A 26,728-nucleotide genomic window follows, 5' to 3' on the forward strand; every position below is an offset into this window, starting at 1 on the left:
CGATCCGGGTCCGGGTTCTGTCGTTATGGTCAGTGAATCACGTGCAATTCGTAGCGGGCATCCGCGCGGTCACGGTCGGCATCTTTCGTGCACAGGAACGCGTCCCAACCGAGGCGCGCGCCCTTGCTCAATAAGCTCGGCCCGACGGCTTCGCGGCGCAGCACCAGCGACACCTCGTATTCGAGCGTGACGCCAGCCAGCAGCGTGAGCATGCGTTCGAGCGCCACCGCGCGATCGGCGCCGGGCAAAAACGCTTCGTAATCGGCCTTGTCGAGCGGTCCGATCACGAGGCGCGCGCGCATGTCGCGCTGCCAGACGCGCTCGCCCGCTAATGCGGTCGCGCCGAGCGTCGCATTGACGCTGCCGAGCACGGTCAATTGATCGCGCGGCACGTCGTACCATTTGCCGACGAATTGCTCGACGCGCACCCGCACCTTGAAGTACTCCGAGAGCGTGCGTTGCAAATACGCCGCCGATACCGGCCGATGCCGCGCAGCCAATGCGTAGCCGGCAATCGCCTCGTCGAATAGCGCGCCCTCGCCGCTTTGCAGGCTGTTGCGCGTGTCGTCGTCGGCGACGCCGGCGAGCGCGAGCAAAAGCGGCAGGTAACGCTCGTCGCGATCCAGTTCGTAGTGGAACGGCAGGCGATACTTCTTCCACGCCGCGTAGAACAGCGCTGTCGCGCGATTCGAAAACACATCGAAGAACTCGCGCGCTGCGCGATCGCGCTTGATCTGTTCACGCGCGATGATCTGCTCGGTGTAGTGCAGCGGCAATGCGCCCTGCCCGCCGAGCAAACCGAAAAAGGCCGGCGTGATATCCACCTTATCGAGCGAACCGCCTTCGAGCGCTGCGGTGCGTTGCGACTTTTCTTTCAGCGCGGCGCCTGCGTTGTCATAAGACTGCGCGCCGTGAATCTCGCTCGGCGGGAACGACATCGACAGTGAATTGCGAAAAGCAATCCGCTGCGCGACGATTTCGCCGGGACGTCCGGGCTGGGATGGCGATTGCTGCGCGAACCACTTCTCGAGAATCCGCACCGCCTGAAAAAATTCGAAGCGATGCGGCTCGTCGAGAAGCTGCTCGACTACGCCAGGATCGATTCGCCGCTGCGCGGTTTGCATCGCAGGATCTCCTCGCCAGTGCGCTTCGACACGACGACCAGTTGCACAAAGCTGTTCAGATGCACGTACAGCCCAAAAAACGTATCGATCACGCGCACGAACGACGCGAGACTCGTGCCGACGAAATGTTCTTCGTCGATCGTCAAACGAATCTCGATACCGCGCACGAAAGTGGCGAACGGTTTGCCCGGCAGCCATTGCACGGCGGCGTGCTGTTCGATGCCGACCAGTCCGTCGATATGCCGCGCGGACACCGCCGTGCGCCGCAAGTCGTAGAGCACGAGCATTTCCTTGAGCGCCGACAGGCCGCTATTGGCAAGCGACACATGATTCAACGCCAGATGGGAAATCAATCGCCAATGCGAGGCGCGACCGCGCTCGAAACGCACGCTTGGCGTAGGCCGGCGCAGCATCGAAATGCTGCCGGTCAGCGAGCCGCCTTCGAGAAACAGATCGCCCCCTTCGAGTCCTACCGCGAGACCGGCCGGCAAATCGCGATTCGTACAGGTGAGATCGAGACTCAAGGTATCCGTTTGCGGCGCGGCCGGTTCGAAGTCGATATCGACGATAGAGATTTCAGTTTCGTAGCCGGGGCTTTTCTGTGCGACCCAGTCGTTGCGCCGCGCAAACCAGTAATGTCCCGCGCGCGCCGCTTCGCCATGATGCAATGAATAGAACGGCCGGAACTCGATCACCGATTCTTCATGCGCCTGCTGCCTGACGAGTTTTACCGAATCGATCGAGTAGACCTCGTAGGCAAACGCGCGGCGCGCCTCGGCGATCACCGGATACGAAATCGCCTGATGGCTGATACGGATCGGCTCGCCGTGCTGTTCGAACAGATTCACCACCGGCGTGCAGAACAGGCGGAAATGATGCGCGGCCAATGAATCCAGCAGACGCGCCATGTGCGAATCGCTGCGCACTTCCTTGAGCACGACATGCAGCGTCAAACGCTGACAGCGGCCGCTGGCGCGCGTCATCGCCGTCAGATCGAAATCGGCGAAGTTGAATTTTTCGGGGAACGCGAAGTATTCGGTCAGCAACCGGTATGCCGGATGCGATTTGGCCGGATAGTCGATCAGCGCGTCGTCTTCGTCGAAACCGGCTTGCACGACCGGAGATTCGCGCAGTTGTTTCCACACGCCGCGACGGTCGGCTTCCACGTAAGTGGCCATGCCGTTGACGAACAGACAGTCCGCCAGGGCTGCGATAAATGATTGCTCGCCGTGCAAGTGCGTGCGCAGCTTGCCGACTTTCAGCGCCGATAGATCGAGTTGCACCGCCGTCGATTCGAAGGTGATCGATACGATCGCCGTGGCATTGCCGGGCAGCACGGTCGCACTCGGCGCCATCGCCACGGAGGTGTACTTCGCCTCGGAAATGCGGATCGGCGCCAACGTCACATCGTAAGCGGTACGAAAACGGCATTGCACGCCGCGAATGGGCCGCGACTTGAGTTCGGTGCCGCGCTCGACAAGAACCGGTTCGGTCAGATGACTCAGCGCGGCGGACGTGCCCAACTGCGCGATCGAGCACGACGGGAACGGCCGCAGGTAGTGGGGGTAAAGCACTTCTAGCAGCGCTTCGGTAAATTCGGGGTAATCGTCGTCGAGCTTTTTGTTGATGCGCGCGCCGAGCAGCGCGAACGATTCGATCATCCGCTCGACGTGCGGGTCCTCGCAATGCTCGCCGGACATGGCCAGACGCGCCGCGATCTTCGGATAGCGCTCGGCGAAGTCGCGCGAATAGCGCCGCAAAAATGACAACTCGCGCTCGTAGTACGGCAGCAATTCTTCCATCGATCTATCCCCGGACCTGAAACTTCTCCGCATGGTTCAACGCCACCGTTGCGCGTAACGGCTGCGGTAAAGCGGTACTCGATACCACTACTCAAACAACACCGACTGAAAATCGCAAACTACAACTTCGCGCGTGCGCGCGTCACTGAATACTGCAACGTGGACGGCTGCAACATCGCATCGAAACTCACCGGTTCTTCCGCCGGATGCACCACGAGCAGCGCCTGAATCGCGAAGTTCAGCGCATTGGTGGATTGTTCGTTCAATTCGAGCGTGACCGCCACCTGCTGCAAGCGCGGCTCGTGCCGCGCAATGGCCTGTTGAATCGATTTGCAGATGAACGTGCGGTCGTAATGGCTCGCAAGGCTCAAACCCGCGAAATCGTTCAGGCCATACGTGAGCACCGAGCGCTGACATTCCGGCAGCGCCGACAGCTCGTGCTCAGTCAGCGCGATGCGCGTATTCAGGATCGCCTCGACGTCGCGCGCGACCGTGCTCTTCAATTCATCCAACGACAATTGCCGCATCGCCGGGGATGCCGGCAGATGCGGTTCGTCGTCGAACAGCTTGTCGAGAAAGCTGGGTTCGAAGCGTTTCATCAGCGTCCGAAGAAGCGGATCGATGCGAGGCGCACCCGGCGCGCGGCAACTCTTTCGAGCCGCGCACGCCGAGTGCGCCCGTGCATCAGACCGCGTACGTCTTGTCGTTCTTCGTCAGGCTCCACGCGCCTTGCGCGTTGCCGCCCTGGTTGCCGCCGATCTTCTGCTGCGTGTATTTCCACTGCACGGCAGCGTACTTCAGCGAGAACTGTTCGGTCGGCAGGCCTTCGCCCACCACGCTCGGCGTCACGCTAGAAATGATCACGTACTTGAGCTTCACTTCCAGGTACTTGATGCGATTGCCTTCGCCGTCCGAACGCATGAAGTCGATCGTGACTTCGTCGAACGTCGTGCCGCCCGACGCGTGTTGATAGATCAACGGGCTGACCACGTCGATGTCTTTCGTGAACTGCATGTCGGCATGTTCGCAGCGCTCGGAGGTGTGACCACCTGCCGTGGAAGCGGTGGCGGAACGCGGTTGCGTGATCGCGTGACTCCACGAATCGATTTCGATCCAACCAGCGTGATCCTTATCGGCAGACTCGCCTTTGATCGCCGGATTGCCGAATTTTAAATAGATATCCTTCATAACTCATCGACTCCCCAAAGAGGTGGTTTCAACAGCTAACCCGGGCGGCCAGCCCGGGTTAGCTGACTTGCTTTGCTTTATGAATTAGCCGGTTTCGGCAGGTCAGCGACAAGCCGCAAAGAGATCGACAGCTCGTCCAGTTGAAAGTGCGGACGCAGGAATGCGACCGAACGATACGCACCAGGCTTGCCCGGAATCTCCGAGACCTGAATCGATGCCTCGCGCAGCGGGAACTGCGCCTTCTGCTCCTGAGTCGCGTTGTCGTCCAGCAGCACGTACTGCGAGATCCAACGGTTCAGGAATACTTCGACGTTCTGGGCCGATGCAAAGCTGCCGATCTTGTCGCGCATCATCGCCTTCAGGTAGTGCGCGACGCGCGATACCGAGAAGATGTACTGCAATTGCGCGGACAGGACCGCATTGGCATTCGCGCTGTCGGTGCTGTATTTCTTGGGTTTCTGCACCGATTGCGCGGCGAAGAACGCGGCGTAGTCGGAGTTCTTGCAATGCACGAGCGGAATGAAACCGAGGTCGCTCAGTTCCTTTTCGCGGCGGTCGGTAATCGCGATTTCGGTCGGGCATTTCAGCGCGACTTCGCCGTCGTCGGTCTTGAAGGTGTGGGTGGGCAGATCTTCCACCAGCCCGCCGCCTTCCACGCCGCGAATCGCCGCGCACCAGCCGAAGTCGTCGAATGCGGCCGTCAGGCGTGCGGCGAACGCCCACGCCGCGTTACACCACAGGTATTTGCTGTGATCCGTGCCGTCCACGTCTTCGACGAAGTTGAAACCCTCCGCCGTGGCGCCGTCTTTCGGATTGAACGGCAGGCGGCCGAGAAAACGCGGCAGCGTGAGACCGACATAGCGCGAATCTTCGGCGTCGCGAAACGACTTCCACTTGGCGTATTCGACCGTGTCGAACACCTTGCCGAGATCACGCGGCTTGCCGAGGTCGGCAAAGGTATCGAGACCCATCAATTCCGGCGACGCCGACGCGATGAACGGCGCATGCGCGGCCGCGGCAACGTGCGACATCTGTTCGATGAAGTACATGTCTTCCGGCTGGCGCGTCACTTCGAAGTCGCCGACGATCGTGCCGAACGGCGAACCGCCGAAGGTGCCGAATTCTTCTTCGTAGATCTTCTTGAACAATGCGCTCTGATCGAATTCGATCGCGGTCTTGAAGTCGCGCACCAGGTCGCGCTTGGGCGCATGCAGCGCCTTGATCTTGACGGTTGCGCCGGTATTGCTTTCTTTGCACAGATAGTCCAGACCGCGCCACGTGCTTTCCATGCGCTGGAATTCGGGCGCGTGCATCACCGCGCTCAATTGCGCGGAGATCAGGCGGTCGAGTTCGGCGACGCGTGCGTCGATGGTGGCCGACAGGTTGTCGGACACCACCACCGTGCCGTCGAGCACCTGATGCACGAGTTCGCCGATCAGGTCTTTCGCGCGCGCGTGCTCGGAATCGGACTTCGCCACGCGGCTTTTTTCGACGATTTCGTCGAGCAGCGTGGATTCCGTACCGCTTTGCGCGGTCGCGAGTTGAGCTGCTGCCGTTTGCTGATTCATCTCACACCCCGTGCTTATTCGCCCTGCTTGTCGTGGTCCGGCGCGCCGCCGTGCTGGTCCGCCGCGTTGCTCTGGTCTTTCGCCAGGGTTTGCAACTGCTGCGTGTTGTTGAGTACTTCGCTCAGCAGGTCTTCGAGTTTGTCGTTGCCGGCCAGCTTGTTGCGCAAATCGGCGAGCTTCGAACGGGCGTCGAGCAGGCGCCGCAGCGGTTCGATTTGCGCGACCACTTCGTCCGGATTGAAATCGGCCATGGACTTGAAGCGCAGGTCGACCGCGAATTTGCCGCCGGCTTCGCTCAGGCGGTTTTCCACCTGAAACGCGGCGCGCGGCTCGATTGCCTTCATCACGTCGTCGAAGTTATCGCGGTCGATATTGACGAACTTGCGATCGCGCAGCTTCGGCTGCTCGACTTCGGACTGCCCCGCCAGATCGGCCACCACGCCGACGACGAACGGCAATTCCTTCACCTCGATCGCATCGCCGCGCTCGACCTCATAGGTCAATTGAACGCGGGGCGGCCGCACTTTTTGCAAGCGTTTCTGAATGCTTTCTTTCTTCGCCATCGTCGGCTCCCGGTGCTGATGGATCAGGCGTGTGAATCAGCGCAGCGCGCTGAACGGATCGGACGCGCCGCCGCTTTGCGCGGCTTTGGCGGGTGCTGCAGGCGCTGCCGGCGCAGCGGGAGCTGCCGGCGTGGCGGCGGGCGCCGCGGCGCCGGTCGTAGCGTCCGGCGTATCCGCTGCGGGCTTGCCCTTGGCGACGTGACGTACCACGCGCTTCTTCTTCGCCGCCGGCTTGTCGCTCGGGTCGGGCGGGAACAGCGTGGCTTCGCCGAGCGTGTCGCGCAGTTGCTTGGCGAGCGCTTGCGCGTCCGACTTCGCATCGCCCGCGAGCGACGCGTCCTGACGCAATTCGCCGAGCGATTGCGTGGCGACGCGCAGGCCGGCCACCGCCAGCACGCTCTTGGCCTGACGATCGGTCTGGTCGCGTTGCAGCGCTTCTTGCGCGGCAACGATTGCCTGGCCGTAGTGACCTTGTGTGAACTGGATTTGCGCAATACGCGACCACGGTTCTTCACGCGTCGGATCGGATTTGGAAAGCTGCTGATAAAGCGCGATAGCGCGATCCTGATCACCGCCCTTTGCGACGGTATCGGCATCCGCGAGTTGCTTATTAAAAGCCTCCGGTGTGGTCGCCACGTTGTTGCCCTGTGTTGCGCAACCGGCCATCACGCCGCATGCCAACACAACCCCAGATAGTTTTACTAACAGACGCTCATTCATCGTTTTTCACCGACGTGCGAATTTTTTAATTCAAGGAGAAACCGGAGTTTTGCTTTGCTTCAAGTGCGCGGGTATAGTACAGGCCAATTTTCGATAATTCAACTTTCGTGTGAAGAAGGATTGCACAAAAAAAATGCATGTGGATCATTTAAACGAAGCATGCAGAAATTGTTTCCTGATGCAATAGCAGTAATGGGGGTACCGGAAAAAATTTCCACTCGCCGGCCGCAACCCTGCAACATCGGTAGTTACATGCGCTTTGCATAAAGCGGCATTACGCGGCATAGCGTGGCTGAAAATTTGCCGGATTGATTTCGTTATTGGTGTTTTGACGGGGGACGGCGCCGAGCCGGTCGATGTATATGAATTCGCATGTTATTCGCTATGCATCGCTATTGATTGCCAATGCGGCCGCCTGCCTGCTGCTGGGCGGCTGCGCGGCGGGCGTGACGGTGCTCGGAGCCGCTGCCAACGCGGCTTTGCAGGCCAGCGGCCTTGGCAAACCGGACCTGCCGGATGCCCAGAAACCGCCGCGCAATGTCGGTCTCACCTTATATGCCGCACCGAATCTGAATGCCGCGAATGACAAACGGCCATTGGCGCTGGTAGTACGGCTTTACGTGCTGAAAGACCCGACTTCATTCCAGCAGGCGCCATTCGACGCATTTACCGATCCGGCAAAGGAAAAAACCACACTGGGCGGCGATTTGCTGGGCGTGCGCGAAGTAACGCTGATCCCGGGCCAGCGCTACGTTGTTACCGAAAAAGTCTCGCGTGAAGCGCAGGCATTCGGTATCGTCGCGCTATTCCGCGATCCGGCAATGCAGCGCTGGAAATTTGCCTTCGACCCGGCGAAGTCGGAGAAATCCGGCATAATGATCGGCCTGCATAACTGTGCAATGACGGTGACCAATGGCACTGTGATCCCGCCAGACCAGGGATTGCCGGCGCAAGCGCTGAATATGCTTTCTTCGGTAAGTTGCGGATAAAGATGCCGGTCAAATGCGATTTAACATTTTCTAAACAATTAACAATGCGGCGCTCGAATCGGTTATCTCCGGGTGCGCCACACGCTGAACGCATATAACAGGTTTGAGATGAGTTATTCCGCAAAAGTGCTCTGGGGGGAAGGCCTGTTTCTGAGGCCGCAGCATTTTCAGCGTCAGGACGCTTATCATGAGGCGCGCCTGTTTGAATCGATCCAGGCGATCCAGCCGTATAACTGGGGCGTGCGCTCGGCGCGCTTCGACCGCGACGCGCTCGGCAGCAATGTGCTGCGCGTGAGCGAACTCTCACTGGTGTTTCCCGACGGCGCGCTCTACTCCGCGCCGCAGGCCGACGACCTGCCGCCGCCCATCGCGCTGGATACGCTGCCCGACGGCATCAACGAATTCACGTTTTATCTTGCGCTGCATCCGCTGCGCGAAACCGGTGCGAACTATGCGCAGGACAGCAACGCCGGGTTCGTGTCGCGTTACGTGAGCGAGCAGACGCCGGTGGCCGATCATTTCACCGACGCCGCCGAAGCCGACATCACCTTCCTGAAGACCAGCGTCAAACTGATCGCGCATAGCGAGCCGCGCGATCAACTGCTCTCGGTGCCGCTCGTGCGTGTGCGCCGCACCGCTACCAGCGGTTTCGAAATCGACGACACGTTCGTACCGCCCTGCCTCGCTATCGACGCCTCGCCCATTCTGCATCAGCGCCTGCGTCAACTGATCGACGCATTGCAGGCCAAGGTCAACGCGTTATACGGCTTTCACCGCGAGCCGACCAAGAACATCATCGAGTTCCGTTCCGGCGACATCGCGTCGTTCTGGCTGCTGCATACCGCGAGTGCGGCATTCGCTTCGCTCGCGCATCTGTACCAGCATTCGGCGCTGCATCCGGAACGCCTGTTTCAGGAACTGCTGCGCCTCGCCGGCCAGTTGATGACGTTTTCGAAGGGCTATGCGCTGTCCGACTTGCCGGCTTACCGGCACGACGATCCAGGCCCCGGCTTCGCGCGTCTCGACACGATCCTGCGCGATCTGCTCGAAACCGTGATCTCCACGCGCTACTTCGCGATCGCGCTCGAAGAAGTGCGTCCGTCGTTCCACGCGGGCCGGCTCGACTCGGGCAAGATCGACGACAAAACCATGTTCTACATCGCGGTGTCGGCTGATATGCCGACCGCCGAGCTCGTGGAAGCCGTGCCCGCGCGCTTCAAGGTCGGCGCGCCGGACGACGTCGACAAGCTGGTGCTCTCGGCCATGCCGGGCGTGCGGCTCGTCTATACGCCGCAGGTGCCGCCCGCCATTCCGGTCCGTCCGGGCGCATGCTACTTCTCGTTCGAATCGCGCGGCGCGCTGTATGACCGTATGTTGCAGGCCCAATCGGCAATGATCTATGCGCCGTCGGGCATCAACGATCTTCAACTCGAACTGATCGCCGTCACATCATGAGCTACGCGCCATCCCTCTTTGGCGGCAGCAGCACGCCTACCGCCACGCCCGCACCGATCACCGAGCCGAGCTATCAGGTTCGTTCGCTGCTCGACCTGCTGTACGACGGTTTCTTCATGCTGTTCCTGTTGAAGAACGGCCGCGAACCCGGCGACGCGCTGGAGTTCAGCCAGCGCATCCAGCAGTTCCTCGGCGACTTCGAACGCGGCGCGAAGAAGCTCAATGCATCGGCGGACGATGTCTATGCGTCGAAATTTGCGTTCTGCGCGGCCATCGACGAATCGGTGCTGTCGTCCACCTTCAGGATCCGCACGGAATGGGAGCGCCGGCCGCTGCAACTGGTGCTGTTCGGCGAGCAACTGGCGGGCGAGAAGTTTTTTCAGTATCTCGAGGAATGCCGCGCACAAGGCGCGGCGCGTTTGCAATCGCTCGAGGTGTTTCACATGTGCCTGCTGCTCGGCTTCCAGGGCAAGTATCTGCTCGAAGGACCGGAGAAGCTCGCGTATCTGACCGCGCGCATCGGCGATGAAATCGCGCATATGAAAGGCAAGCGCGCGCCGTTCGCGCCGCATTGGCCGCTGCCCGATCAGGTCGCGCACCGTCTGAAACGCGAGGTGCCGCTGTGGTCGATCGGCGCGGTGTTCGCACTCGTCGGATTGCTGGCTTATCTCGGCCTGAACACTTATCTGCGCGATCAGACCTTGCGCTCGCTCGCGCCATATTCGCAGGTGGTCAAACTCGGGCCGCAATCGGCTACGTTGACGATTTCGTTGCCCTAAGCCTGCGCGAATCGATAAGTGAAAATGGCCCGCATGTGCGGGCCATTTCCGTTTGGCACTGGTGAAGTAACGCTTATTGTGACTCTTCCGCCCACACTGCATTTTCGCGCGCCATCAGCGCCGTGGACGCAGCCGGTCCAAACGTGCCCGCCGTATAACCGCGCGGCTTCTCGCCCGATTTGGCCCAGCCTTCCAGAATCGGTTCAGCCCACGCCCATGCCGCTTCGAGTTCGTCGCGCCGCATGAAGTGCGTGAGGCGTCCGCGAATCACGTCGATCAGCAAGCGTTCATACGCTTCCGCGCGACGCTCGGTGAAGGCCTGCTGCAAATCCAGGTTCAGATTCACCGGCAGCATATGCATGCCGCTGCCCGGCTCTTTCGCCAGCACCTGCAACTGGATCGATTCTTCCGGCTGCAACTGGATCACCAGCCGATTGCCGTAATTGCGTCCACCCTTCGGAAAGATCGAGAACGGCAGTTCGGCGAATTCGATGACGATCTCCGACACCTTCTTCTGCATCCGCTTGCCGGTGCGCAGGAAAAACGGCACGTGCGCCCAGCGCCAGTTGTTGATATGCGCGCGCAACGCGACGAAGGTTTCGGCGCGGCTGCCGGCCGGCACATTGTCTTCTTCCTGGTAACCCTTCACCGCCTCGCCGTCCACGGCGCCCGCGGTGTACTGGCCGCGCACGGTATCGCGCGCGATGTCCTCGGGCGTCATGGGCCGCAGCGACCGCAGCACCTTGAGCTTTTCGTCGCGGACCGCATCCGGGTCGAGCGATACCGGCGGCTCCATTGCGACGATGCACAGCAGTTGCAGCAAGTGGTTCTGCACCATGTCGCGCAGCGCGCCGGTCTTATCGTAGAAGCCCGCGCGAGTGCCCACGCCGACCGTTTCCGCCACCGTGATCTGCACGCTCTTGATATACGGGGCCTGCCACAGCGGGCCGAAAATCGGATTGCCGAAGCGCAGCACCATCAGGTTCTGCACGGTTTCCTTGCCGAGGTAGTGGTCGATCCGGTAGATCTGCGCTTCGCTGAAATGCTTGCCGACCGCCGTGTTGATTTCCTGCGCGGAGGCCAGATCGTGACCCAGCGGCTTTTCGAGCACGACGCGCGAGTTGGCGTCGATCAAGCCCGCAGCGGAGAGGTTGTCGCAGATGTTCGTGAACAGATCCGGCGACGTCGCGAGATAGAACACGCGGCGCACGCCTTCGCGCGACACTTCTTTCAGGCGCTGATAATCTTCGACCGAGTCGACGTCCATGCGCACGTATTCGAACAGCGCGAGAAATTTGTCCCAGGCGCTGGCATCGAACGCTTTCTTTTCAATGAAGGGCTTCGCCTTCAGCTCCATGAATTCGTTGATGTACTCCTCACGCGACCAGGGCTTGCGGCCGATCGTGAGAATGCGGGTGTTCGGCGGCAGATTGCAGTGCAGATGCGCCATGTAGAGCGCGGGCAGCAGCTTGCGAAACGACAGGTCGCCGGTGCCGCCGAAGATGATCATGTCGAGCGGCAGGTCGGAAGTGGCAGAAGCGTGTTGGGTCGTCATAGCGCGGTCGCAGCGTCGTGAGGGATAAGGCGTCGGTGAAGGGCAGAAAACAAGCGGGCAGAAAAAAGCAGCGGCGCGGTGCCGGCGGACCGGCACTTTTTCTGGCAAACGCCTATGGTGCAACGTTTTGAGATTGTTTGCACGGCAACATGCGCCGCAGGTTCGCGCAATATGCCAACCTGAGGTGCTAAAGGCCTGTTTTCAGGACCTTTTTCGGCGTTGGCGGGCACCCCTTATCCTGTTGCAACGCACGCCCCGCAGGCCGCGCACCCGGCCCTTTCACCCCGCTTTTCTCTTCAAGCCTTCAACCTCCTGACAACGACTCGCGCGCCACGCGGCACGCCGCCAGATCCCATGCCGCGCAGCCGACGGTTTTAAATACGATCGGTTTTTTTTGCGGCAGTAGCGCTGCATTGTCGAGCACCGAAGCGATGCCGCCGACCTTAGGCCAGTCGACGCCCGCCTGAATGAAGTCGCCGGCTTCATGGCGCGCTCCGGCTTCGTCGTCGACGAAAAGCGCGCTTTCACCGAGGGTGCGCGCACCTATCTCGACCATGGCGGGTGTGAATGCGCCGACGCCGATCACGAGGCGCTCCACGCGCGCCGCTTCGTCGTAGACCGGCTGTCTGCTCGTGGTCAGCGCGATCACTACATCGATCGAGTCGGGGATCGTGGCGCCGGCCTGAGTCAGCGGCCGCAGATCATGCGCCTTGCCCTGATGCGCGGCGCAAAACGCCTCGGCGCGCGCGGGCGCGCTGCCCTTCACCCATACGCGCGCGCCGGGAAACAGTTCGCCGATCGCCTCCAGATGGTTCAGCGCCTGCGTGCCGGTGCCGATCAGCAGGAATTCGCGCGGCGTTGCGGTGGCGAAGGTGTCGACGCCGAGCATCGAGATCGCTGCCGTGCGGCGTCCCGTCACGGTCGGGCCGTCGAGGATGAAGAGCGTCTCGCCCGTGTCGGCATCGAACGCCATCACTTTGCCGTGGATGGTCGGCAGGCCGCGTGCGCGATTGGCCGGGCATACGTTGACCAGCTTGTGGATTGCTAGATCGGGCGCGGTGGCCGGCATCGACAGCATGATGCCGTCTTCGTTGAGCGGCACGACGAGCCGCTCGGGACTCGCGATACGCCGCTGCGCGTAGTCGATTGTCGCGCGCTTGAGTGCGTCGACGAGCGCGGCGTAGGGAATCAGCCGTGTGGTCGCGGCTGCGTCGAAAGTCTGCGTGGTCGGGTGGGTCATGGGCAGGTTGTTCCAGTCTTTGGCAGAAGTTTGAGTTCGAATGGGCTAGCAGACGGCGGGCGTTTCATTCGGCTGGCGTGACGACTGGATCAGCATCAGCAGATCGCCCGCCTCGATCGGACATGGCTCGTCTTCGTAAAACGACAGCACGCGCCCCGCGCGCACGAGACCCACCACCACCGCGCCCGGCAGCGCATTGCTCCAGCGGCCGACTTCCTGCGCGCTCGCCCGGCGTTCGACCAGGTTGACGCGGCCGCGTGCCGACAACAGATCGTTCACGAAGGGCACGATGTATTCGCTGTCGACCGCGTCTGCAAGCAGCAAGCCGCCGATCTTGGTCGACGAAACGATCACGTTCGCCCCGGCCTGGCGCAGCTGCCGCTGATAAGTCTGCTCCTGAATCCGCACGACGATCTTGGTCTGCGGCGCGACGCTGCGCACGGTCAGCGTGAGCAGGATGGCGGTGGCGTCGTCGGTGACGGCGATGATGACCGCGCGGGCGATCTGCACCTGCGCCTGCTGCAACAGATCCTCGCGCGACGGATCGCCGAGCAGGCCTGCGACGCCGAGCGCCGTGGCCGCTTCGAGCGCCGCCTGCTGCGGATCGATCACGACGATCGATTCCGCGGCGAAACCGCTTTCCAGCAACTCACGCACCGCGACCGAACCGCTCAATCCATAGCCGCAAATCACGACGTGATCGCGCAACTGCTTTTGCAGGCGTTTCATGCGGAATTCCTCGATGACGCGTTGAATGACGAACTGATAAGCGGTGCCGAGAAACACGAACCAGATGACGATGCGGATCGGCACGATGAAAAAGGCGTCGATGAGGCGCGCGCGGGCGGTCACCGGCACGATGTCGCCGTAACCGACGGTGGCTACCGTCACCATGGTGAAGTACATCAGATCGACGATGCCGAGGACTTTGCGGTTGGCATCGCGCAGCCCGTCCCGATCGAGATAGAGCACGGCGAAGGCGAGCACGCACAGGCCGACCACCAGATAGACGCGATGCAGCAGCATGCGCTGCGGCGACGCCGCCGGCCGCGTGAATAGCGTGCGGGCGCGCGGCGCCTGCCAGGGCGTGCGGGCGCGGCGCGGCAAACGGAAGCGCGGCAGACGTGGCTCCGGCTTGGGCGAATCAGGCACGCGGCGGCTCCGGCAGTCGATGACAAGCGATTCTACGACGCCGGGCGCGCCGCGGGGCCGGATCGCGAACGGGTGACGATAAGCCGCGACGCAAATGGCGGTTCAGGGGCGGCTTGGCGCTCGGTTGAGGTTCGCGGCGGCACAGCCTGATCAGCCGCGTGCAAGCTCGCACATCGAAGCCGGGCTAACCGCAAAGCCAGTGACGCGCAAAACCGTACATGACGCCTGGCCAAATCCAACCTCAGTCGCGCCGCCGTCACTGCGACGTATTTTTCTCGGCGCCCTTCTTGCCGCCCTTGAACATCGCGCGGCACGCCGGGCTCAGCTCATCGACGTGCTGCTTCATGCAGGCGGTGATCTTGTCTTCGTTGGGAATTTCGGCGGCGCAAAAATGCATGGCGTCGCCGCGGCAAGCCTTGGTCTGTTCGTCACGGCTGGCAGCGTCCGCGGTGGCAGCGGAGCCCAGTGCAATCAGACTGGCGGCAAGCAGGGTGTAGGTTCGTTTCATGGCGGTTCCAGGATCGCAGAAGTCAGTACTGGCGATACAGCAGAAACCGGGCCCGATCAACGCGCTCACCGGGCGAACACAAAAACGCCACGCCGCGGCTAACGCGCGATCCGGCTGAGCGTCATGCCGCGTCCCGCGTAGAACCGCGTCATGGTGTCGAACGGCAGATACACGTCCGCCTGATGCGGCGCGATGCCCGAGGGATTGTGAAACCACACGCCATCGCGGCCGCGTCCGTGCAGCAGGATCAGATGACCGCCCTGGCGCTGATTGGGCCGGTCGGGATAACGGATCTCGGGGCTCACGGACACGATTGCCAGTGTTTCGGCGTTCAGACGCGCGGCCATGTCTTCGAGAGGCGCCCGCGGCAGCACGTCGACCCGAACGTCGAACGTGCCGGACACCCAATCGGCAAACGGCCGGTAGATCAAGCCGTCGACGCCGCCATCTTCGCGCACGCGGTACACGCCATGCCGCAACGCTTCGTCGAGCAGCGCGGCGCGCGGCGCGTGGCCGATGCGCCAATAGTCGAGCGCCGACTCGAGGCATGTCAGGCCGCACAGGCGCTTGGCCCAGAAGCGGTAACGCTCTGGGTCGGAGAAGCCGCTGCGCTGCCAGCCGGGATCGTCGCACGGGTCGCCATGCTGCTCGACGATCCGGCTGACCCACTCGGGACTGCCCCATTGCGTGTAGTACGGCACGCCCGCGTGGCGCAGAAACGGTTCGTTCATTGGCGGTGTTTGGGGTTGGTTGGGGTTGGTCGAGCGGCGCGGTTTTTACAGCATGCTGCGAGGCCGCTGCATCGTGCCATCGAAGAAACGCTGCAAACGAAACGCCGACAGATCGAGCGACGCCTGGCCGCCATCGTTCAATTCCGCGAGCAGTTTGCCGACGATCGGCCCCATCGCGAAACCGTGGCCGCAAAAACCGGTGGCGATGGTCAAGCCGCTGACCTGCGGCGGCGCGTCGATCACCGGAATGCCGTCGGGCAGTACGTCGATCAGGCCGGCCCACGATTCGACCACCTGTGCATCTTTCAACGCAGGGAACAAGGCGCGCAGTTTTTTCAACGCACGCGGCGCGTGGCCCACGTTCGGCTGCGGATGCGGGTCGCGCGGATGCAGCACACGCTCGTGTTTCGGCACGCCGCCCGGCAAACGCTCGCGCAGATCACGCAGGCTCGCGCCGTTCAGATGGAAGCTGAACTTCTCGCGCTGCGCCCACAACTCCGGCAAGAACCACTTGAGCGCGCGGAAATGGCCGAGCGTCATGTCGACGTCGACCTGCATGTCGTCGGCGAGATTGATCGCGCCGTTCGCGCGTTGCCGCACGCCGAGGCCGTGGCCCCAGAACGTCGATGCGGTGATGCGCGGCAGCGGATTGGTGCGCATGCAGGTGCCGCGCACCGCCTGCTGCGGCAGTTCGAGCCCGAGCGTTTTGAGCAGACGCCAGCTGCTCGCGCCGGCCGCGCAGATGAAGCGCGAAGTGCGCACCGTGCCGCGCTCGGTGACCACGCCGGCAATCGCGCCGCCCGCGCGTTCGACGCCGATCACGCCGCAGCCTTCGAAGAACAGTGCGCCGGCTTCCTTCGCTCGCGCCGCAAAGGCGGCCGCAGCGCGGCGCGGCTCCGCCTGGCCGTCGCTAGGCGTGTAGAGGCCGCCTAGCGCCGGCGCGTGCATGCCGGTCACGACCGTGTCGATCTGCTTGCGATCGAGCGTGCGCGTGTCGAGGCCGTGTTGACGCGCGACGTCCATCCATTGCTGGAACGAGGCCCAGTCCTCCTCGCCGGTCGCGACGTAGAGACAGCCGCCCTGACGCCATTCGAGATCGAAATTCAACTCGCTTTCGAGTTTTTTCCACAGCGGGATGCCGGCCATCATCAGCGGCACTTCGGCGGACTCGCGGCCCTGCTGGCGCACGAACCCCCATGCCCGCGACGACTGCTGCCCGGCGATCCGCGATTTGTCGAGCACCACCGCCGTGAGGCCGCGGCGCGCCAGATAGTAGGCGGCCGCGCAGCCCATGATGCCGGCCCCGGCGATCACCACATCGGCATGTTTCGGGAACGCGTGGTCGGCGGAAGTGAGGTTCGCATGCAGCGGGTAAGTCGTGGTCATCGGACGGGCCGGTTTAAGTGTGGCCGTAATCTTCGCAGGCGGCCCGGTTGTCCGCAATGCCCTGCGGTTGACGACGGCGATGCAGGCGCGGGCAAGCGCGTGCGCAACGTTGCTCACGCTCGTTCACGCCGTTTATTCGCCACTCAGATATCTGCATTTTATTCGCCAAACGGATATTCGTAAAATATGCGTCACACGAATATTTGACAGATATGCGCGTGACGAATAAAATGCGTTTATTCGTGTCGCGGATAATCTGCCATGCTTCACCTCATCGCCACGCCGGACCAGATAGCCCAGGTGCTTGCCGCCAGCCGGCGGCAAGCCGGCCTCACCCAGGCCGAAGCCGCCGCACGCATCGGCGTCAGCCAGAGCCGTATCTCGGCATTCGAAACCGACGCCGCCGCACTTACCCTTGCACAATTGCTGGCCTTGTGCGGCGTCTACGGTCTGCAATTGCAACTGCGCGACAAGAGCCAGACGCTGCCCGGCCCCACACCGTTGATCGAGTGGTGAGCATGGGTCGCCAAACTCACTCACGCGCGCTATCGGTATGGGCCAATGGCGAGCGCGTCGGCGTCTGGCGCCTGCCCGCTCGCGGGCCCATGGAGTTTGCCTACGATCCCGCATGGGTCGCCTCGCCGGCGGGACGGCCGCTGTCGCTGTCGCTGCCGTTCACGCCCGGCAATCTGGCGCAAAAAGGCCCGCGCGTTCTCAACTATTTCGACAACCTGCTGCCCGACAGCGAGGCGATCAGAAAGCGCATCGCCCAACGCTACCAGACCGAGACGCTCGACGCGTTCGATCTGCTGCAAGCCATCGGCCGCGACTGCGTGGGCGCCGTCCAGCTGCTCGCGGAAGACGACGTGCCGCAAGGCGTCGAGCAAATCGAGGGCACGCCGCTCACGGAAGGCGAAATCGAGACCATGCTGGCGCGCGCGGTCGGCAACCCCGCGCTCGGCGCACCAGACCAGACGGACGAATTCCGCATCTCGCTCGCCGGCGCGCAGGAAAAAACCGCACTGCTGTGGCACGACGGCAAGTGGCAACGGCCGCACGGCGCCACGCCCACCACGCATATTTTCAAGCTGCCGCTTGGCCTTGTCGGCAACAAGCTCGCCGACCTCAGCACCTCGGTCGAAAACGAGTGGCTCTGTCTGCGGATTCTGCACGCCTACGGCCTGCCGGTCGCCAGCACGGAGATCATGACGTTCGGCAAACAGCGGGTATTGAGCGTCGAGCGCTTCGACCGGCAAATGCATTCGAGCGGGCAATGGCTGCTGCGTCTGCCGCAGGAAGATTTCTGCCAGGTGTACGGCGTGCCGTCGCACCGCAAATACGAAAACGAAGGCGGCCCTGGCGTGCTCGACCTTGCGCGAATTCTGCAGCAATCGGTCGAGGCGCGGCAGGACATCGAGACGCTCATGGCGAGCCAGATTCTGTTCTGGATGCTGGCGGCGCCGGACGGCCACGCCAAGAACTTCAGCATCCGCCTGCTGGCGGGTGGCCACTACCGGCTCACGCCGCTTTACGACGTGATGTCGATCTGGCCGGTGGAAGGCAGCGGCCCGAACCAGTGGTCATGGTTCAAGGCGCGGCTCGCCATGGGCATGTGGTCGCGCAGCAAGCACGACGCGTTTCGCGACGTGCAGCGGCGCCACTTCAACACCATGGCGCTGAAGTGCTCGTACGGCGCGGACGCGGAACCGCTGATCCAGCGGTTAATCGAACAGACGCCCGGCGTGATCGAGCGGGTCTCCGCGGAATTGCCCGAAGGTTTTCCCGCCAAGGTCGCCAAACGCATTTTCAAAGGCCTGAAAAACTCGGCGGCGAAGCTCGGCACGATGTCTGCTGGCTAGATGTTTCGGGCGGCTGGACCGCGTGACATATTTCTCTTCAGATACGGCGAGGTTTCATCGGTAAAATACATTTATGCTTAATGCATAAAAAGATCGCCAAACCGGTCCGTTTCGACTCTTGCATTGACGGGCCCGGCGGCGGTCGTACAAAACGACAGACTGCGATACTTTTACGGTACATTTGCTGTCCCCTGCGACGCCGCGTCCCCTGCGCATTGCATGTGCATGGCCGCGCCGCGCCTGTCCGTATCGCACTCCCCAGTACCCTTTAAGACGGCGGATTCTCACGCAGTATGGCCAACGAAACACACTCACCCGACTCCATCGCAGTCGCCGAGCGCGTGCGCGAGTTGATGAGCCGGCACGGAATCGGCAAACGCCAGCAGACCACGGAGCTGTGCCGCATTCTCGATCTGAGTTTTTCACAGGGACACCGCAAGTTGCGCGGCAACAGCCCGTGGACGCTCTCGCAAATCAAGAAGGTCGCCGAGGTGTTCGGCGAACCGGCCGCCCAGCTATTCGGCGCGCAATCGCTCGATCCGGGCATGGTCGGCGCGATCGCCCAGGAAGCCGTGTTCAGCGTCGGCGCGATCGAACTGGCCTGCACGGCCTGGGTCGGCGCCGCGCTCGAAGCGGGCAGCCGCCCCGAATTCGTCGCGTACTCCCGGCTCGGCCAATGGCGCGTGGCGCGCCACGACGGCACGCTGTATCAGAGCGCGTACGAGGTCCACAAGATCGAGATCTATCCGCGCCGCGCCGAAACCGACAAGCCGACCATCGCGGTGGTCGACGACGACCAGGCGAGCGCCGACAACCTGCGCGACTATCTGGAGCGCAGCGGCTTCGCGGCGGTGGCGATCTACGGACTCGCGGCCTTTGCCGACCAACTGCAAACCCAGGTGTTCGACGGCATCGTGATCGACTGGCTGTTCGGCGCGCAGACCTCGGCGGCCGCGATTCGAGCGGTGCGCGCCTCGGAAAATCCAGACGCGCCGATCTTCGTGCTGACCGGCGAACTGCTGACCGGCAAGGCCAGCGAATCGGAGATCAGCCAGGTGATCCGCAATTACGACGTCGCGTGCTATGAAAAGCCCGCGCGCATGGCGATCCTGGTCGCCGACCTGTCTAAGCGGCTGAACCGGCCTTAAGCGGGTCCACCCGTGCCGGCAAACGGCTGAAGGCGTGTGCTCAGGTTGATGCCCACCTTCGCCCGGCCGCCCACGCTTCGCATCACACCGTATGCCGCGAAGCCAACGCCCGCTGCAACGCGCTGCGGAGCTCCTCGTAATGTACCGGCTTTAATAACGCGTCGAAGAACGGCTGCGAGCCGCCTTCCCCCTCTTCCGCCTTTCCGGCCGCTTCCGGCTCCGGCGCATACGCGCTGACCACGATCACCGGCACACCAGCGGACGGCCCGCCCCGCGCGGCGAAGTCCGCGAGAAACGTATAGCCGTCGCGCCCGGGCATATGCAGGTCGAGCAACACCACGTCGCAGCGGCGCGTGTCGAGCCAGGCGAGCGCATCGTCGGCATTGGCTACGGCGTGCGCGTCGAAATTCATATGCGCGATCATTTCGCTGAGCGACTCGCGGATCAGGCGGTTGTCGTCGACGATCAGCACGCACGGACGCGCGCCGCCTGGCTCGGCTCGCGCCGCCACGTCCTGCGGCCGAGCGGCGGCGACCGGTGTGACCGGAATCGTCACGGTGAAGCTGGTGCCCTCGCCGACCTTGCTCGCCACCTCGACGGTGCCGCCGAACAGCTTGACCAGCCCCTGCACGATGGTCAGCCCCATGCCCGCGCCTTCGAAGCGGCGCGTGCGCGACGCGTCTAGCTGGGTGAACTCCTGGAAGATCAGCGGAATCTGCGCCTGCGGTACGCCCGGCCCCGTATCGCTGACGACGAAAACCAGCAGCGCCGGCCGCTGCCGCAACTGCACGCGCACGGTGCCGGTTTCGGTGTAGCGGATCGCGTTAGTGACGAGGTTGTTGACGATCTGGCGAATGCGGTGCGGATCGGAATCGACGAGGCCGCTCATGCCGCCCGCCTCGCTCTCCAGTTGCAAACCGCGCGCGGCGGCCGCCATCGCGTGTTCATCGACGATCGACGCCAGCAGTTCGCGCGGCTCGAAATGCTCGTGACGCAATTCGAGCTTGCCGGCGCCGAGGCGCGCATAGTCGGTCAGATCCTTCATCTGCGCTTCCAGATGCCGGCCCGCGGTTTCGAGCCGCTGGATCACCTTGCGGTCCGCCTCGGAGTGGTAGTTGAAGCCCAGCAATTCGATCGACGACACGATCGCATGCAACGGCGTGCGCAGTTCGTGGCTGATCATGCCGAGAAACGCGTCCTTGGCGTGACTTGCCTCGCGCGCGGCGCGGCTCGCCTGGTGCTCGGCTTCGAGCGCCGCGTGCTGCTGATGCATCAGGCGCGTGCGGCGCCGGCCATTCAACACGAGCAACAGTGTCGCCGCCGCCGACAGCAACAACAGCAACAGGCCGCCGGCGAACAGCATGCGGCGCTTGTCGATGAAGTCGCGGTTCATCGCCTCGCGATCGGCGACGTCGGCAAAACGGCGGCTCAGCGCGAGGTCGTTGACCTCGTTCCAGTGCTGACGCAGTTGCGCGACGATCCGGTTGGCCTGGCTGGGGTCTTTCGGCAGCGCGTCGACTTCGGGCTCGATGCCGCCTAGTAATTGATCCAGCGAATGGATTTCGTCCAGTTGCCGTTGCAGTAGAGAGAGCTGCGTAGTCAACCGGCGTGTGGAACCGGCCATCACGTGCAGCTTGGATTGCAGCAACTGATAACGCAGCATCAGCCGCTGGTAGTCGTCGTCGACGCCCGATTGGTACAGCAATAGCTGATTCTCGAAGCGCGCGTAGGCGATTTGCAGTTGCGCGGCGTCCCAATAGAAGCCGTCGTACGAGCCGGTCAACTGCTCGGTAGCGCGCGGGTTGAGCAGATTCGCGTACAACAGATAGCCGATCGAGCCGACCGGCGCCGCGAGCGCGGTCAGCCAGATCAGCACGTAGAACGCACGGCGCCACGGATGGCGCATTATTTGACGATGAGTGCCTTGATCTGCCATACGAATTTCGAATCGCCCGAGGCGCCCGTGAGTTCATCCGGGAACGCATCGCGCGGATAGATAAGGAACAGCGGCCCGAAGTCGCTGATCTTCAGACGCCGGCCGTCCATGCTGTATGCAACCACCACGCCGTAGCGATCGCAGTCCGACACCGGAATGGTGTAGGTATAGTCGTCGAGCGTATGGATCTCGACCTGGCTGCCAGTGGCGCCGACTGTCTTCAGAATATCCGCCAGCAACGGTCCTGTGAAGGTGGAACGCGGCGTCCACGTGGTCGAGGTCGTGATCGAATGGACCGGCAGCGCGAGCAGTTGAGCTTCGGTGAAGTGGTAAATCTTGTGCGCGGCGTCGGTAGTCTTGCCGATCTTGCCTTGCACGTCGAGCGATAAAGGCGTCGGCGCCGGCTGAGCCTGCGCGTTCCACGCGGCCAGCGCGAGCACGAGGCCCGCGGCCCAGCGCGCGCCCGTAACGGCGAGTCGTCGGTCATTCACCCTGGCGGTCGACTTGGTCATGTGCTTTTTTATTTCCGTTATCTATTCTTCTTGCGGGCGGCCTGATAGTCGCGGCCTGGTCTGTGCCGGTCCGCCGCCCTTGGCCCTTGTTTCTTGTCCCTTGCATCGGCCGCGGTCTCGCGTCGCGCATCGGGTACCGCGCGTCACCCCGACGCGCGATCTTTGAACCGCATGCATAATATCGCCAAAATTCTTTGTCTCAAAAACGGGGGCTCGTGGCCACGCGCGCCGCTTGCCGCTCCCGCGTCAGAGACGCTCGCCCCACATGCGCCACGCGACGCCCTACGAGTCATGAACAAGCCGGTTTTGCCCCTGACGTACGAACAACTCGACCACTGGATCGAATCGCTGCAACCTGCCTTGCTGGCGGAGCGCTTCGTGATGGCGATCGGCATTCTGCGTGGCGGCGCGCCGCTCGCGCTGATGGTCTCGCATGCCGTCGGCACGCCGGTCGCGTTTCTGCGCTACGACCGCCTGACGCGCACAGTCGCCTGGGATTCGACGCTGCCCGTCCCGCCCGCGGGCTCGACCGTGCTGCTGTGCGAGGACATCGCCGGGCGCGGTTTTACGCTGACCGATTGCATCGCGTTTCTTCAGCAGCAGGGCATCGTGGTCAAGACCCTGACCGGCGCCGTCGACGAGTTGAGCCGCACTCAGCCCGACTATGCGATCGACGCGCGCGGCTACTTCGCGCTGTTTCCGTGGGAGCGCCAGGCGTACACCGAGCGTTATCGCGACGACTGGGCGCGCGTCGAATCAGGCGCCGCGCCCGCGATGGCCGACGATCACGAATACGCGACCTACGCGATCGACCTCGACGGCATTCTGCTGCCCGACGTGCCGCTCGCGCGTTACGACGAAGATCTGGCCGCCGCGCTTGCCGAACGCGATGCGCTGCTGCCGTTCGAGGAACTGCCGGACATCGACTTGCAGCAGGTTCGCACGATCATCACCGGCCGGCCGGAGCTGGATCGCGCGCGCACCGAAACGTGGCTCGCGCGGCACGGCTTCGGCCATCTGCAACTGGTGATGCGCACGCCCGACACGCACGATGAAAGTCCCGCCGGCAGCGCCGCGCACAAAGCCGCGGCCGCATTGCGCGGCGGCGTCACGCATTTCATCGAGAGCGATCCGGTGCAGGCGCTGCTGATCGCACAGCAAGCGCCGCTCTTGCGGGTGATCTGGTGGGACGCGCACACGCAAACCGGCATGCTGGTCGGCGCGCGTGCGTGGACGTGACCCGAGCGTCCGGGCGCTAGACCTCTTTCGCTTCCTTTACTTCGCGGCTCTCCTTGCCGCCGCGCAAATGCAGGTGCCGCGCGGCGCGCTGCGACGCGACGACGATCAGCTTCATCGTCGCGCGCGTGGCGCCGACAAACAGCTTGCGCGCGATGCGTTCGTCGAAAGTCGCGAAGTCGATCTCCGTAAAAATCACGCACGGCGCCGCCTGCCCTTTGAAGCGGTAAATCGACTCGAACAGCACGTCGCCTTCGCGGTACTCCGGGCTGCCGAACAGATCGTACTTGCCAGTGAAACTGCGCAGCCGATGCGGCCCGAGATGATCCAGTGCGCTCATCGCCGAGCCTTCGCGGCCGCGAAACGACAGCACCACGATGTCCTGCTTGCGAAAGCCGAGCGAGAGCGCCTGCGTGATCGCGCGCTTGGTGGCCTCGATGCTGCCTTCGGCGGCATTCGCTTCGTCGTAGACCGAGAGCGAAATGTCCGAGCCGTCGAATGGACTGCCCGACGCGAGCGCGGCGGCGACCGGAACCGATGCGCCGACCACGTCGCGCACATAATCGAGAATGTCGCGCGGACTGCGATAGTTGGTGGTTTCCTTCAGCGTGGTCCAGCCCGGTAGCGCGACGGGTTCACGCATATACAGATTCTGCAGCGGATCTTCGAGCCACCACCACGCGGCGTTGGGGCGCAACAGACGCTCGAGTGCCGCCACCCACGGCTGCTGGAAGTCCTGCCCTTCGTCGACGATCAGCACGTCAAATTGCCAGCGCGGATCGATCGGCGTGCCGGCGAACGTGGTTTCGAGCTGATCGAAGACATCGCCCGCCTGAAAATCCGGTGCGCGGCCCGCGTCGCGCGCGATCCAGTCGCAGAGCTGGTGATAGTTCGCCACCTTCGCTTCGGGCGGCGCGACTCGCGCGATGTGATCCGCCAGCGGCCGGTTGAAGCACACGTATAGCGGCGTCTGGCCGCGCGCCACCGCGTCCTTCATCACTTGCACCGCGAGTTGCGTCTTGCCCGAGCCGGCCGTGCCGATCACGCGCAGCCGGAACGGCGCGAATTCGAGCCGCCGCGCCCAGGTCGCGAGACCGCCCGCGAGACGCGTGACGAGCGTGCCCGCCTGGCCGACCAGCGCGCTGGCGTCGGGAGTGAGCGCCAGTTCGTCGGCGAGGAAGTGGTGAATTTTCGGCGCGCAGGCTAGACGTGGCTCATCTGCGGGCAAGGCTTCGCGGATGATCGCCGCGAGCCTGTCTTTACGCGTTGCATCGACGATCCGCGCGGGGTTCACGCCGGCGATCGCCGCGTCCTTGACGATGTGGTCCGGGCAATACAGCAATTCCTCGACGAAATACGTGCCCGCGCCGAACGCGGCGGTAAAGCGCCGATGCAGACTTTCGATGGTGTGCGCGAGCGCGATCGCCACGTTGCGCTCGGTTTGCAGATAGACCTTGACGAGCCCTTTCGGCGTTTCGCGCAGAAAGCCGGTTTTCTGTTCGACGATCATCACGCGTCCGGCCGGACTGACGATCACGAAGTCGGCTTCGCCGAACACCGAGAAGTTCTGGTTCAGGCGCGTCCAGTGCACGCCGTGATAAACGGTGTAGCCATCGGGCAGCGTCTCTTCCAGCAACGCCAGCGTTTCGCGTTCGCGGGCCGCCGCGCCGGTCGCGGCGAGGCTCTTCCAGTCGTCGGGAACAATGCGGGCCATGCGTGCCTCGTCGGATTCGGGTGGGCTCATTGTACGCAACGCGCGCGCATAGCCGAATGGATGCGGGGCGTCGTTTTCGGACGTGCCCGCCGCCACGTTTCAGGCGGCCGGTTGCGGCGCCGCGATGCGCAAGATTGCGCTCATCGTGTATCGTTACTGGCTGAACGCCGCGCGAAGGGCGCGGCTTGCCAACGTAAAAATAAGGATTTACCGGATGATTACGATCTGGGGACGCGCCAATTCGGTCAACGTCCAGAAAGTGTTGTGGTGCTGCGATGAGCTGGTGCTGCCGTATGACCGTGTCGACGCGGGCCTGCAATTCGGCCGTAACAACGAAGCCGGCTATCTCGCGATGAACCCGACCGGCAAGATCCCGACGCTGGTCGACGACGACTTCGTGCTGTGGGAATCGAACTCGATCCTGCGCTATCTGGTGATGCAGTACGGCGAAGCCAGCCTGCTGTACCCGGCGGAGCCGAAAGCGCGCGCCAGCATCGATCGCTGGCTGGACTGGTCGTTGTCCACGCTGCAACCCGCCGAGCGTCCGGTGTTCTGGGCGCTCGTGCGCACGCCCGCCGCCGGGCGCGACGCCGCCAAACTCGCCGCCGATTTCGACGCCGTCACTACGCTATGGCGCATGCTGGACACGCATCTGCAAGGGCGCTTCTTCCTCGAAGGGGAGAAGTTTACGCTCGCCGACATCGTGATCGGCGCGTACGCCAAACGCTGGTTCGGGCTCGACGGCGTGACGCGTCCGCCGCTGCCGAATCTGGAACGCTGGTATTCGCGTATTGCGACGCGCACGGGGTTCAAGAAGTACGTGGATTTCCCACTGACCTGAGCCATCGAGCGGTGCGTGGCCGATGCTCCGGTCACGCGCCGAACTGCCTGATCATGCGGCGCCATCGCCAAGGCGGCGGCGGGACGAATTGCGCGCCGGCACAGCCGGACGCGATGGCCTTTATAATCGATGCATGAAGACCGCCAAGCCCGCCGCGACCGCCGACAAAGCCACCTCCGCCGCCTCCGCTCACTCACATGAGCCGGGGCACACGCACGGTGTTTCGCAGGAAGCCGCACTCACACTCGCGGAAGAATATTGCCGCGAACGCGGCGAAAAACTCACGCCGATCCGCCGCAAAGTGCTCGAATTGCTGCTGAATTCCGGGCGCGCCACCAAAGCGTATTCGCTGCTCGACGAGATGCGCCAGATCCATCCTGGCTCGGCGCCGCCCACGGTGTACCGGGCGTTGGACTTTCTGCTCTCGGCGGGGCTCGTGCATCGGATCGAATCGATCAATGCCTTCACCGTCTGCCACGATCTGACGCAATGCCAGCACGGCATCCTGGTGGTGTGCCAGCAATGCGGCAACGTCACCGAATTGCATCAGCCGAAACTGCGCCAGGCGCTAGTCGCGCAAATCGAAGACTCGGGCTACCGTCTCGCGAGCGATGAAATCGAGTTGAAGGGATTGTGTGCGGCCTGTCAGGCGCTGGAAGCTGCGGCGTCGAGCAAGGAGTCGGGGACACCCGTCGCCGTCAAGTGACCTCAACGTTCGGCAA

At 63.1% G+C, this 26,728-nt stretch carries 25 protein-coding genes; 9 read left to right on the forward strand and 16 right to left on the reverse strand.

Annotation, left to right across the window (positions count from 1 at the left end; all coding sequences use genetic code 11):
• Positions 1-29: 29 nt before the first annotated feature.
• From tssG to B0G75_RS24630, 7 genes are all read right to left on the reverse strand, one after another.
• Entirely contained in the window at positions 30-1,124 is a 1,095-nt protein-coding gene (tssG, locus tag B0G75_RS24600) for a type VI secretion system baseplate subunit TssG (RefSeq protein WP_106311632.1), read from the reverse strand.
• Positions 1,088-2,926 (reverse strand): type VI secretion system baseplate subunit TssF, encoded by a 1,839-nt coding sequence (gene tssF, locus B0G75_RS24605; RefSeq protein WP_106311635.1) that lies wholly within the window; start codon positions 2,924-2,926, stop codon positions 1,088-1,090. Before tssF ends, tssG begins: the two co-directional genes overlap by 37 nt.
• Positions 2,927-3,045: 119 nt before the next feature.
• On the reverse strand, positions 3,046-3,525 hold the full coding sequence (gene tssE, locus B0G75_RS24610) for a type VI secretion system baseplate subunit TssE (RefSeq protein WP_106311638.1): 480 nt from the start codon (positions 3,523-3,525) through the stop codon (positions 3,046-3,048).
• An 85-nt stretch (positions 3,526-3,610) separates the two neighbouring features.
• Entirely contained in the window at positions 3,611-4,114 is a 504-nt protein-coding gene (locus B0G75_RS24615; protein ID WP_012426791.1) for a type VI secretion system tube protein Hcp, read from the reverse strand.
• A 77-nt stretch (positions 4,115-4,191) separates the two neighbouring features.
• Positions 4,192-5,682, reverse strand: coding sequence for a type VI secretion system contractile sheath large subunit (tssC, locus tag B0G75_RS24620; protein ID WP_012426790.1), 1,491 nt, complete (start codon positions 5,680-5,682; stop codon positions 4,192-4,194).
• Between the two features lie 14 nt (positions 5,683-5,696).
• The gene (tssB, locus tag B0G75_RS24625) at positions 5,697-6,245 is read right to left on the reverse strand and encodes a type VI secretion system contractile sheath small subunit (protein WP_106311641.1); all 549 of its coding nucleotides are present in this window, start codon (positions 6,243-6,245) and stop codon (positions 5,697-5,699) included.
• 36 nt (positions 6,246-6,281) lie between these two features.
• Positions 6,282-6,965 carry a M48 family metallopeptidase gene (locus B0G75_RS24630; protein WP_106311644.1) on the reverse strand — a complete coding sequence of 228 codons (684 nt, stop codon included), beginning with the start codon at positions 6,963-6,965 and terminating at the stop codon, positions 6,282-6,284.
• A gap of 362 nt (positions 6,966-7,327) precedes the next feature.
• On the opposite strand from B0G75_RS24630, the gene tssJ reads away from it, so the two are divergent.
• The 3 genes from tssJ (at position 7,328) to B0G75_RS24645 (ending at position 10,188) form a co-directional block, all read left to right on the forward strand.
• Entirely contained in the window at positions 7,328-7,954 is a 627-nt protein-coding gene (gene tssJ / locus B0G75_RS24635) for a type VI secretion system lipoprotein TssJ (protein WP_106311932.1), read from the forward strand.
• 108 nt (positions 7,955-8,062) lie between these two features.
• Entirely contained in the window at positions 8,063-9,409 is a 1,347-nt protein-coding gene (gene tssK / locus B0G75_RS24640) for a type VI secretion system baseplate subunit TssK (RefSeq protein WP_106311647.1), read from the forward strand.
• The gene (locus tag B0G75_RS24645; RefSeq protein WP_106311650.1) at positions 9,406-10,188 is read left to right on the forward strand and encodes a DotU family type IV/VI secretion system protein; all 783 of its coding nucleotides are present in this window, start codon (positions 9,406-9,408) and stop codon (positions 10,186-10,188) included. The genes tssK and B0G75_RS24645 overlap by 4 nt, the downstream gene beginning before the upstream one ends.
• Positions 10,189-10,261: 73 nt before the next feature.
• Here B0G75_RS24645 and zwf read toward each other — a convergent pair whose 3' ends face one another.
• The 6 genes from zwf to B0G75_RS24675 all read right to left on the reverse strand — a co-directional run bounded on the left by zwf (position 10,262) and on the right by B0G75_RS24675 (position 16,760).
• Entirely contained in the window at positions 10,262-11,743 is a 1,482-nt protein-coding gene (gene zwf / locus B0G75_RS24650; protein WP_106311652.1) for a glucose-6-phosphate dehydrogenase, read from the reverse strand.
• Positions 11,744-12,047: 304 nt separating this feature from the next.
• Positions 12,048-12,983 carry a bifunctional Delta(1)-pyrroline-2-carboxylate/Delta(1)-piperideine-2-carboxylate reductase gene (lhpI, locus tag B0G75_RS24655; protein ID WP_106311655.1) on the reverse strand — a complete coding sequence of 312 codons (936 nt, stop codon included), beginning with the start codon at positions 12,981-12,983 and terminating at the stop codon, positions 12,048-12,050.
• Between the two features lie 45 nt (positions 12,984-13,028).
• Complete coding sequence (locus tag B0G75_RS24660) at positions 13,029-14,135, reverse strand: TrkA family potassium uptake protein (RefSeq protein ID WP_181309336.1); 1,107 nt, start codon at positions 14,133-14,135, stop codon at positions 13,029-13,031.
• A 256-nt stretch (positions 14,136-14,391) separates the two neighbouring features.
• The gene (locus B0G75_RS24665; RefSeq protein ID WP_106311658.1) at positions 14,392-14,643 is read right to left on the reverse strand and encodes a hypothetical protein; all 252 of its coding nucleotides are present in this window, start codon (positions 14,641-14,643) and stop codon (positions 14,392-14,394) included.
• Positions 14,644-14,741: 98 nt separating this feature from the next.
• The gene (locus tag B0G75_RS24670) at positions 14,742-15,374 is read right to left on the reverse strand and encodes a C39 family peptidase (RefSeq protein WP_106311661.1); all 633 of its coding nucleotides are present in this window, start codon (positions 15,372-15,374) and stop codon (positions 14,742-14,744) included.
• A 45-nt stretch (positions 15,375-15,419) separates the two neighbouring features.
• On the reverse strand, positions 15,420-16,760 hold the full coding sequence (locus B0G75_RS24675) for an FAD-binding oxidoreductase (RefSeq protein ID WP_106311664.1): 1,341 nt from the start codon (positions 16,758-16,760) through the stop codon (positions 15,420-15,422).
• Positions 16,761-17,021: 261 nt separating this feature from the next.
• Between B0G75_RS24675 and B0G75_RS24680 the strand changes: the two genes are divergently transcribed.
• From B0G75_RS24680 to B0G75_RS24690, 3 genes are all read left to right on the forward strand, one after another.
• Positions 17,022-17,276, forward strand: coding sequence for a helix-turn-helix domain-containing protein (locus B0G75_RS24680; RefSeq protein WP_106311667.1), 255 nt, complete (start codon positions 17,022-17,024; stop codon positions 17,274-17,276).
• 2 nt (positions 17,277-17,278) lie between these two features.
• Positions 17,279-18,619, forward strand: coding sequence for a type II toxin-antitoxin system HipA family toxin (locus tag B0G75_RS24685; protein ID WP_106311670.1), 1,341 nt, complete (start codon positions 17,279-17,281; stop codon positions 18,617-18,619).
• A 293-nt stretch (positions 18,620-18,912) separates the two neighbouring features.
• Positions 18,913-19,767, forward strand: a complete 855-nt coding sequence (locus B0G75_RS24690; protein ID WP_106311673.1) for a helix-turn-helix domain-containing protein — start codon at positions 18,913-18,915, stop codon at positions 19,765-19,767.
• 82 nt (positions 19,768-19,849) lie between these two features.
• Here B0G75_RS24690 and B0G75_RS24695 read toward each other — a convergent pair whose 3' ends face one another.
• Both B0G75_RS24695 and B0G75_RS24700 read right to left on the reverse strand, forming a co-directional pair.
• Entirely contained in the window at positions 19,850-21,703 is a 1,854-nt protein-coding gene (locus tag B0G75_RS24695; protein WP_106311677.1) for an ATP-binding protein, read from the reverse strand.
• Positions 21,673-22,215 carry a molybdopterin-dependent oxidoreductase gene (locus B0G75_RS24700; protein WP_106311680.1) on the reverse strand — a complete coding sequence of 181 codons (543 nt, stop codon included), beginning with the start codon at positions 22,213-22,215 and terminating at the stop codon, positions 21,673-21,675. The genes B0G75_RS24695 and B0G75_RS24700 overlap by 31 nt, the downstream gene beginning before the upstream one ends.
• 291 nt (positions 22,216-22,506) lie before the next feature.
• Between B0G75_RS24700 and B0G75_RS24705 the strand changes: the two genes are divergently transcribed.
• The gene (locus B0G75_RS24705) at positions 22,507-23,454 is read left to right on the forward strand and encodes a phosphoribosyltransferase (protein ID WP_106311684.1); all 948 of its coding nucleotides are present in this window, start codon (positions 22,507-22,509) and stop codon (positions 23,452-23,454) included.
• A gap of 16 nt (positions 23,455-23,470) precedes the next feature.
• Here B0G75_RS24705 and B0G75_RS24710 read toward each other — a convergent pair whose 3' ends face one another.
• Positions 23,471-25,165, reverse strand: coding sequence for an ATP-binding domain-containing protein (locus B0G75_RS24710; RefSeq protein WP_106311688.1), 1,695 nt, complete (start codon positions 25,163-25,165; stop codon positions 23,471-23,473).
• 214 nt (positions 25,166-25,379) lie between these two features.
• On the opposite strand from B0G75_RS24710, the gene B0G75_RS24715 reads away from it, so the two are divergent.
• On the forward strand, positions 25,380-26,006 hold the full coding sequence (locus tag B0G75_RS24715; protein WP_106311938.1) for a glutathione S-transferase family protein: 627 nt from the start codon (positions 25,380-25,382) through the stop codon (positions 26,004-26,006).
• Between the two features lie 133 nt (positions 26,007-26,139).
• Positions 26,140-26,712, forward strand: a complete 573-nt coding sequence (locus B0G75_RS24720; RefSeq protein WP_106311691.1) for a Fur family transcriptional regulator — start codon at positions 26,140-26,142, stop codon at positions 26,710-26,712.
• The last annotated feature ends 16 nt before the right edge of the window (positions 26,713-26,728 follow it).

It is taken from the genome of Paraburkholderia sp. BL18I3N2 (genome assembly GCF_003001875.1).
GTDB lineage: Bacteria > Pseudomonadota > Gammaproteobacteria > Burkholderiales > Burkholderiaceae > Paraburkholderia > Paraburkholderia phytofirmans.

What these genes read in the sequence shown, in the direction of transcription:
- B0G75_RS24710 (WP_106311688.1), bottom strand. Translation starts at nt 25,165, where the DNA reads ATGGCCCGCATTGTTCCCGACGACTGGAAGAGCCTCGCCGCGACCGGC.
- B0G75_RS24720 (WP_106311691.1), top strand. Translation starts at nt 26,140, where the DNA reads ATGAAGACCGCCAAGCCCGCCGCGACCGCCGACAAAGCCACCTCCGCC.
- B0G75_RS24685 (WP_106311670.1), top strand. Translation starts at nt 17,279, where the DNA reads ATGGGTCGCCAAACTCACTCACGCGCGCTATCGGTATGGGCCAATGGC.
- tssG (WP_106311632.1), bottom strand. Translation starts at nt 1,124, where the DNA reads ATGCAAACCGCGCAGCGGCGAATCGATCCTGGCGTAGTCGAGCAGCTT.
- B0G75_RS24715 (WP_106311938.1), top strand. Translation starts at nt 25,380, where the DNA reads ATGATTACGATCTGGGGACGCGCCAATTCGGTCAACGTCCAGAAAGTG.
- B0G75_RS24705 (WP_106311684.1), top strand. Translation starts at nt 22,507, where the DNA reads ATGAACAAGCCGGTTTTGCCCCTGACGTACGAACAACTCGACCACTGG.
- B0G75_RS24615 (WP_012426791.1), bottom strand. Translation starts at nt 4,114, where the DNA reads ATGAAGGATATCTATTTAAAATTCGGCAATCCGGCGATCAAAGGCGAG.
- B0G75_RS24630 (WP_106311644.1), bottom strand. Translation starts at nt 6,965, where the DNA reads ATGAATGAGCGTCTGTTAGTAAAACTATCTGGGGTTGTGTTGGCATGC.
- zwf (WP_106311652.1), bottom strand. Translation starts at nt 11,743, where the DNA reads ATGACGACCCAACACGCTTCTGCCACTTCCGACCTGCCGCTCGACATG.
- B0G75_RS24690 (WP_106311673.1), top strand. Translation starts at nt 18,913, where the DNA reads ATGGCCAACGAAACACACTCACCCGACTCCATCGCAGTCGCCGAGCGC.
- lhpI (WP_106311655.1), bottom strand. Translation starts at nt 12,983, where the DNA reads ATGACCCACCCGACCACGCAGACTTTCGACGCAGCCGCGACCACACGG.
- B0G75_RS24675 (WP_106311664.1), bottom strand. Translation starts at nt 16,760, where the DNA reads ATGACCACGACTTACCCGCTGCATGCGAACCTCACTTCCGCCGACCAC.
- B0G75_RS24695 (WP_106311677.1), bottom strand. Translation starts at nt 21,703, where the DNA reads ATGGCAGATCAAGGCACTCATCGTCAAATAATGCGCCATCCGTGGCGC.
- B0G75_RS24680 (WP_106311667.1), top strand. Translation starts at nt 17,022, where the DNA reads ATGCTTCACCTCATCGCCACGCCGGACCAGATAGCCCAGGTGCTTGCC.
- tssF (WP_106311635.1), bottom strand. Translation starts at nt 2,926, where the DNA reads ATGGAAGAATTGCTGCCGTACTACGAGCGCGAGTTGTCATTTTTGCGG.
- B0G75_RS24670 (WP_106311661.1), bottom strand. Translation starts at nt 15,374, where the DNA reads ATGAACGAACCGTTTCTGCGCCACGCGGGCGTGCCGTACTACACGCAA.
- B0G75_RS24645 (WP_106311650.1), top strand. Translation starts at nt 9,406, where the DNA reads ATGAGCTACGCGCCATCCCTCTTTGGCGGCAGCAGCACGCCTACCGCC.
- tssE (WP_106311638.1), bottom strand. Translation starts at nt 3,525, where the DNA reads ATGAAACGCTTCGAACCCAGCTTTCTCGACAAGCTGTTCGACGACGAA.
- tssC (WP_012426790.1), bottom strand. Translation starts at nt 5,682, where the DNA reads ATGAATCAGCAAACGGCAGCAGCTCAACTCGCGACCGCGCAAAGCGGT.
- tssK (WP_106311647.1), top strand. Translation starts at nt 8,063, where the DNA reads ATGAGTTATTCCGCAAAAGTGCTCTGGGGGGAAGGCCTGTTTCTGAGG.
- tssB (WP_106311641.1), bottom strand. Translation starts at nt 6,245, where the DNA reads ATGGCGAAGAAAGAAAGCATTCAGAAACGCTTGCAAAAAGTGCGGCCG.
- B0G75_RS24700 (WP_106311680.1), bottom strand. Translation starts at nt 22,215, where the DNA reads ATGACCAAGTCGACCGCCAGGGTGAATGACCGACGACTCGCCGTTACG.
- tssJ (WP_106311932.1), top strand. Translation starts at nt 7,328, where the DNA reads ATGAATTCGCATGTTATTCGCTATGCATCGCTATTGATTGCCAATGCG.
- B0G75_RS24665 (WP_106311658.1), bottom strand. Translation starts at nt 14,643, where the DNA reads ATGAAACGAACCTACACCCTGCTTGCCGCCAGTCTGATTGCACTGGGC.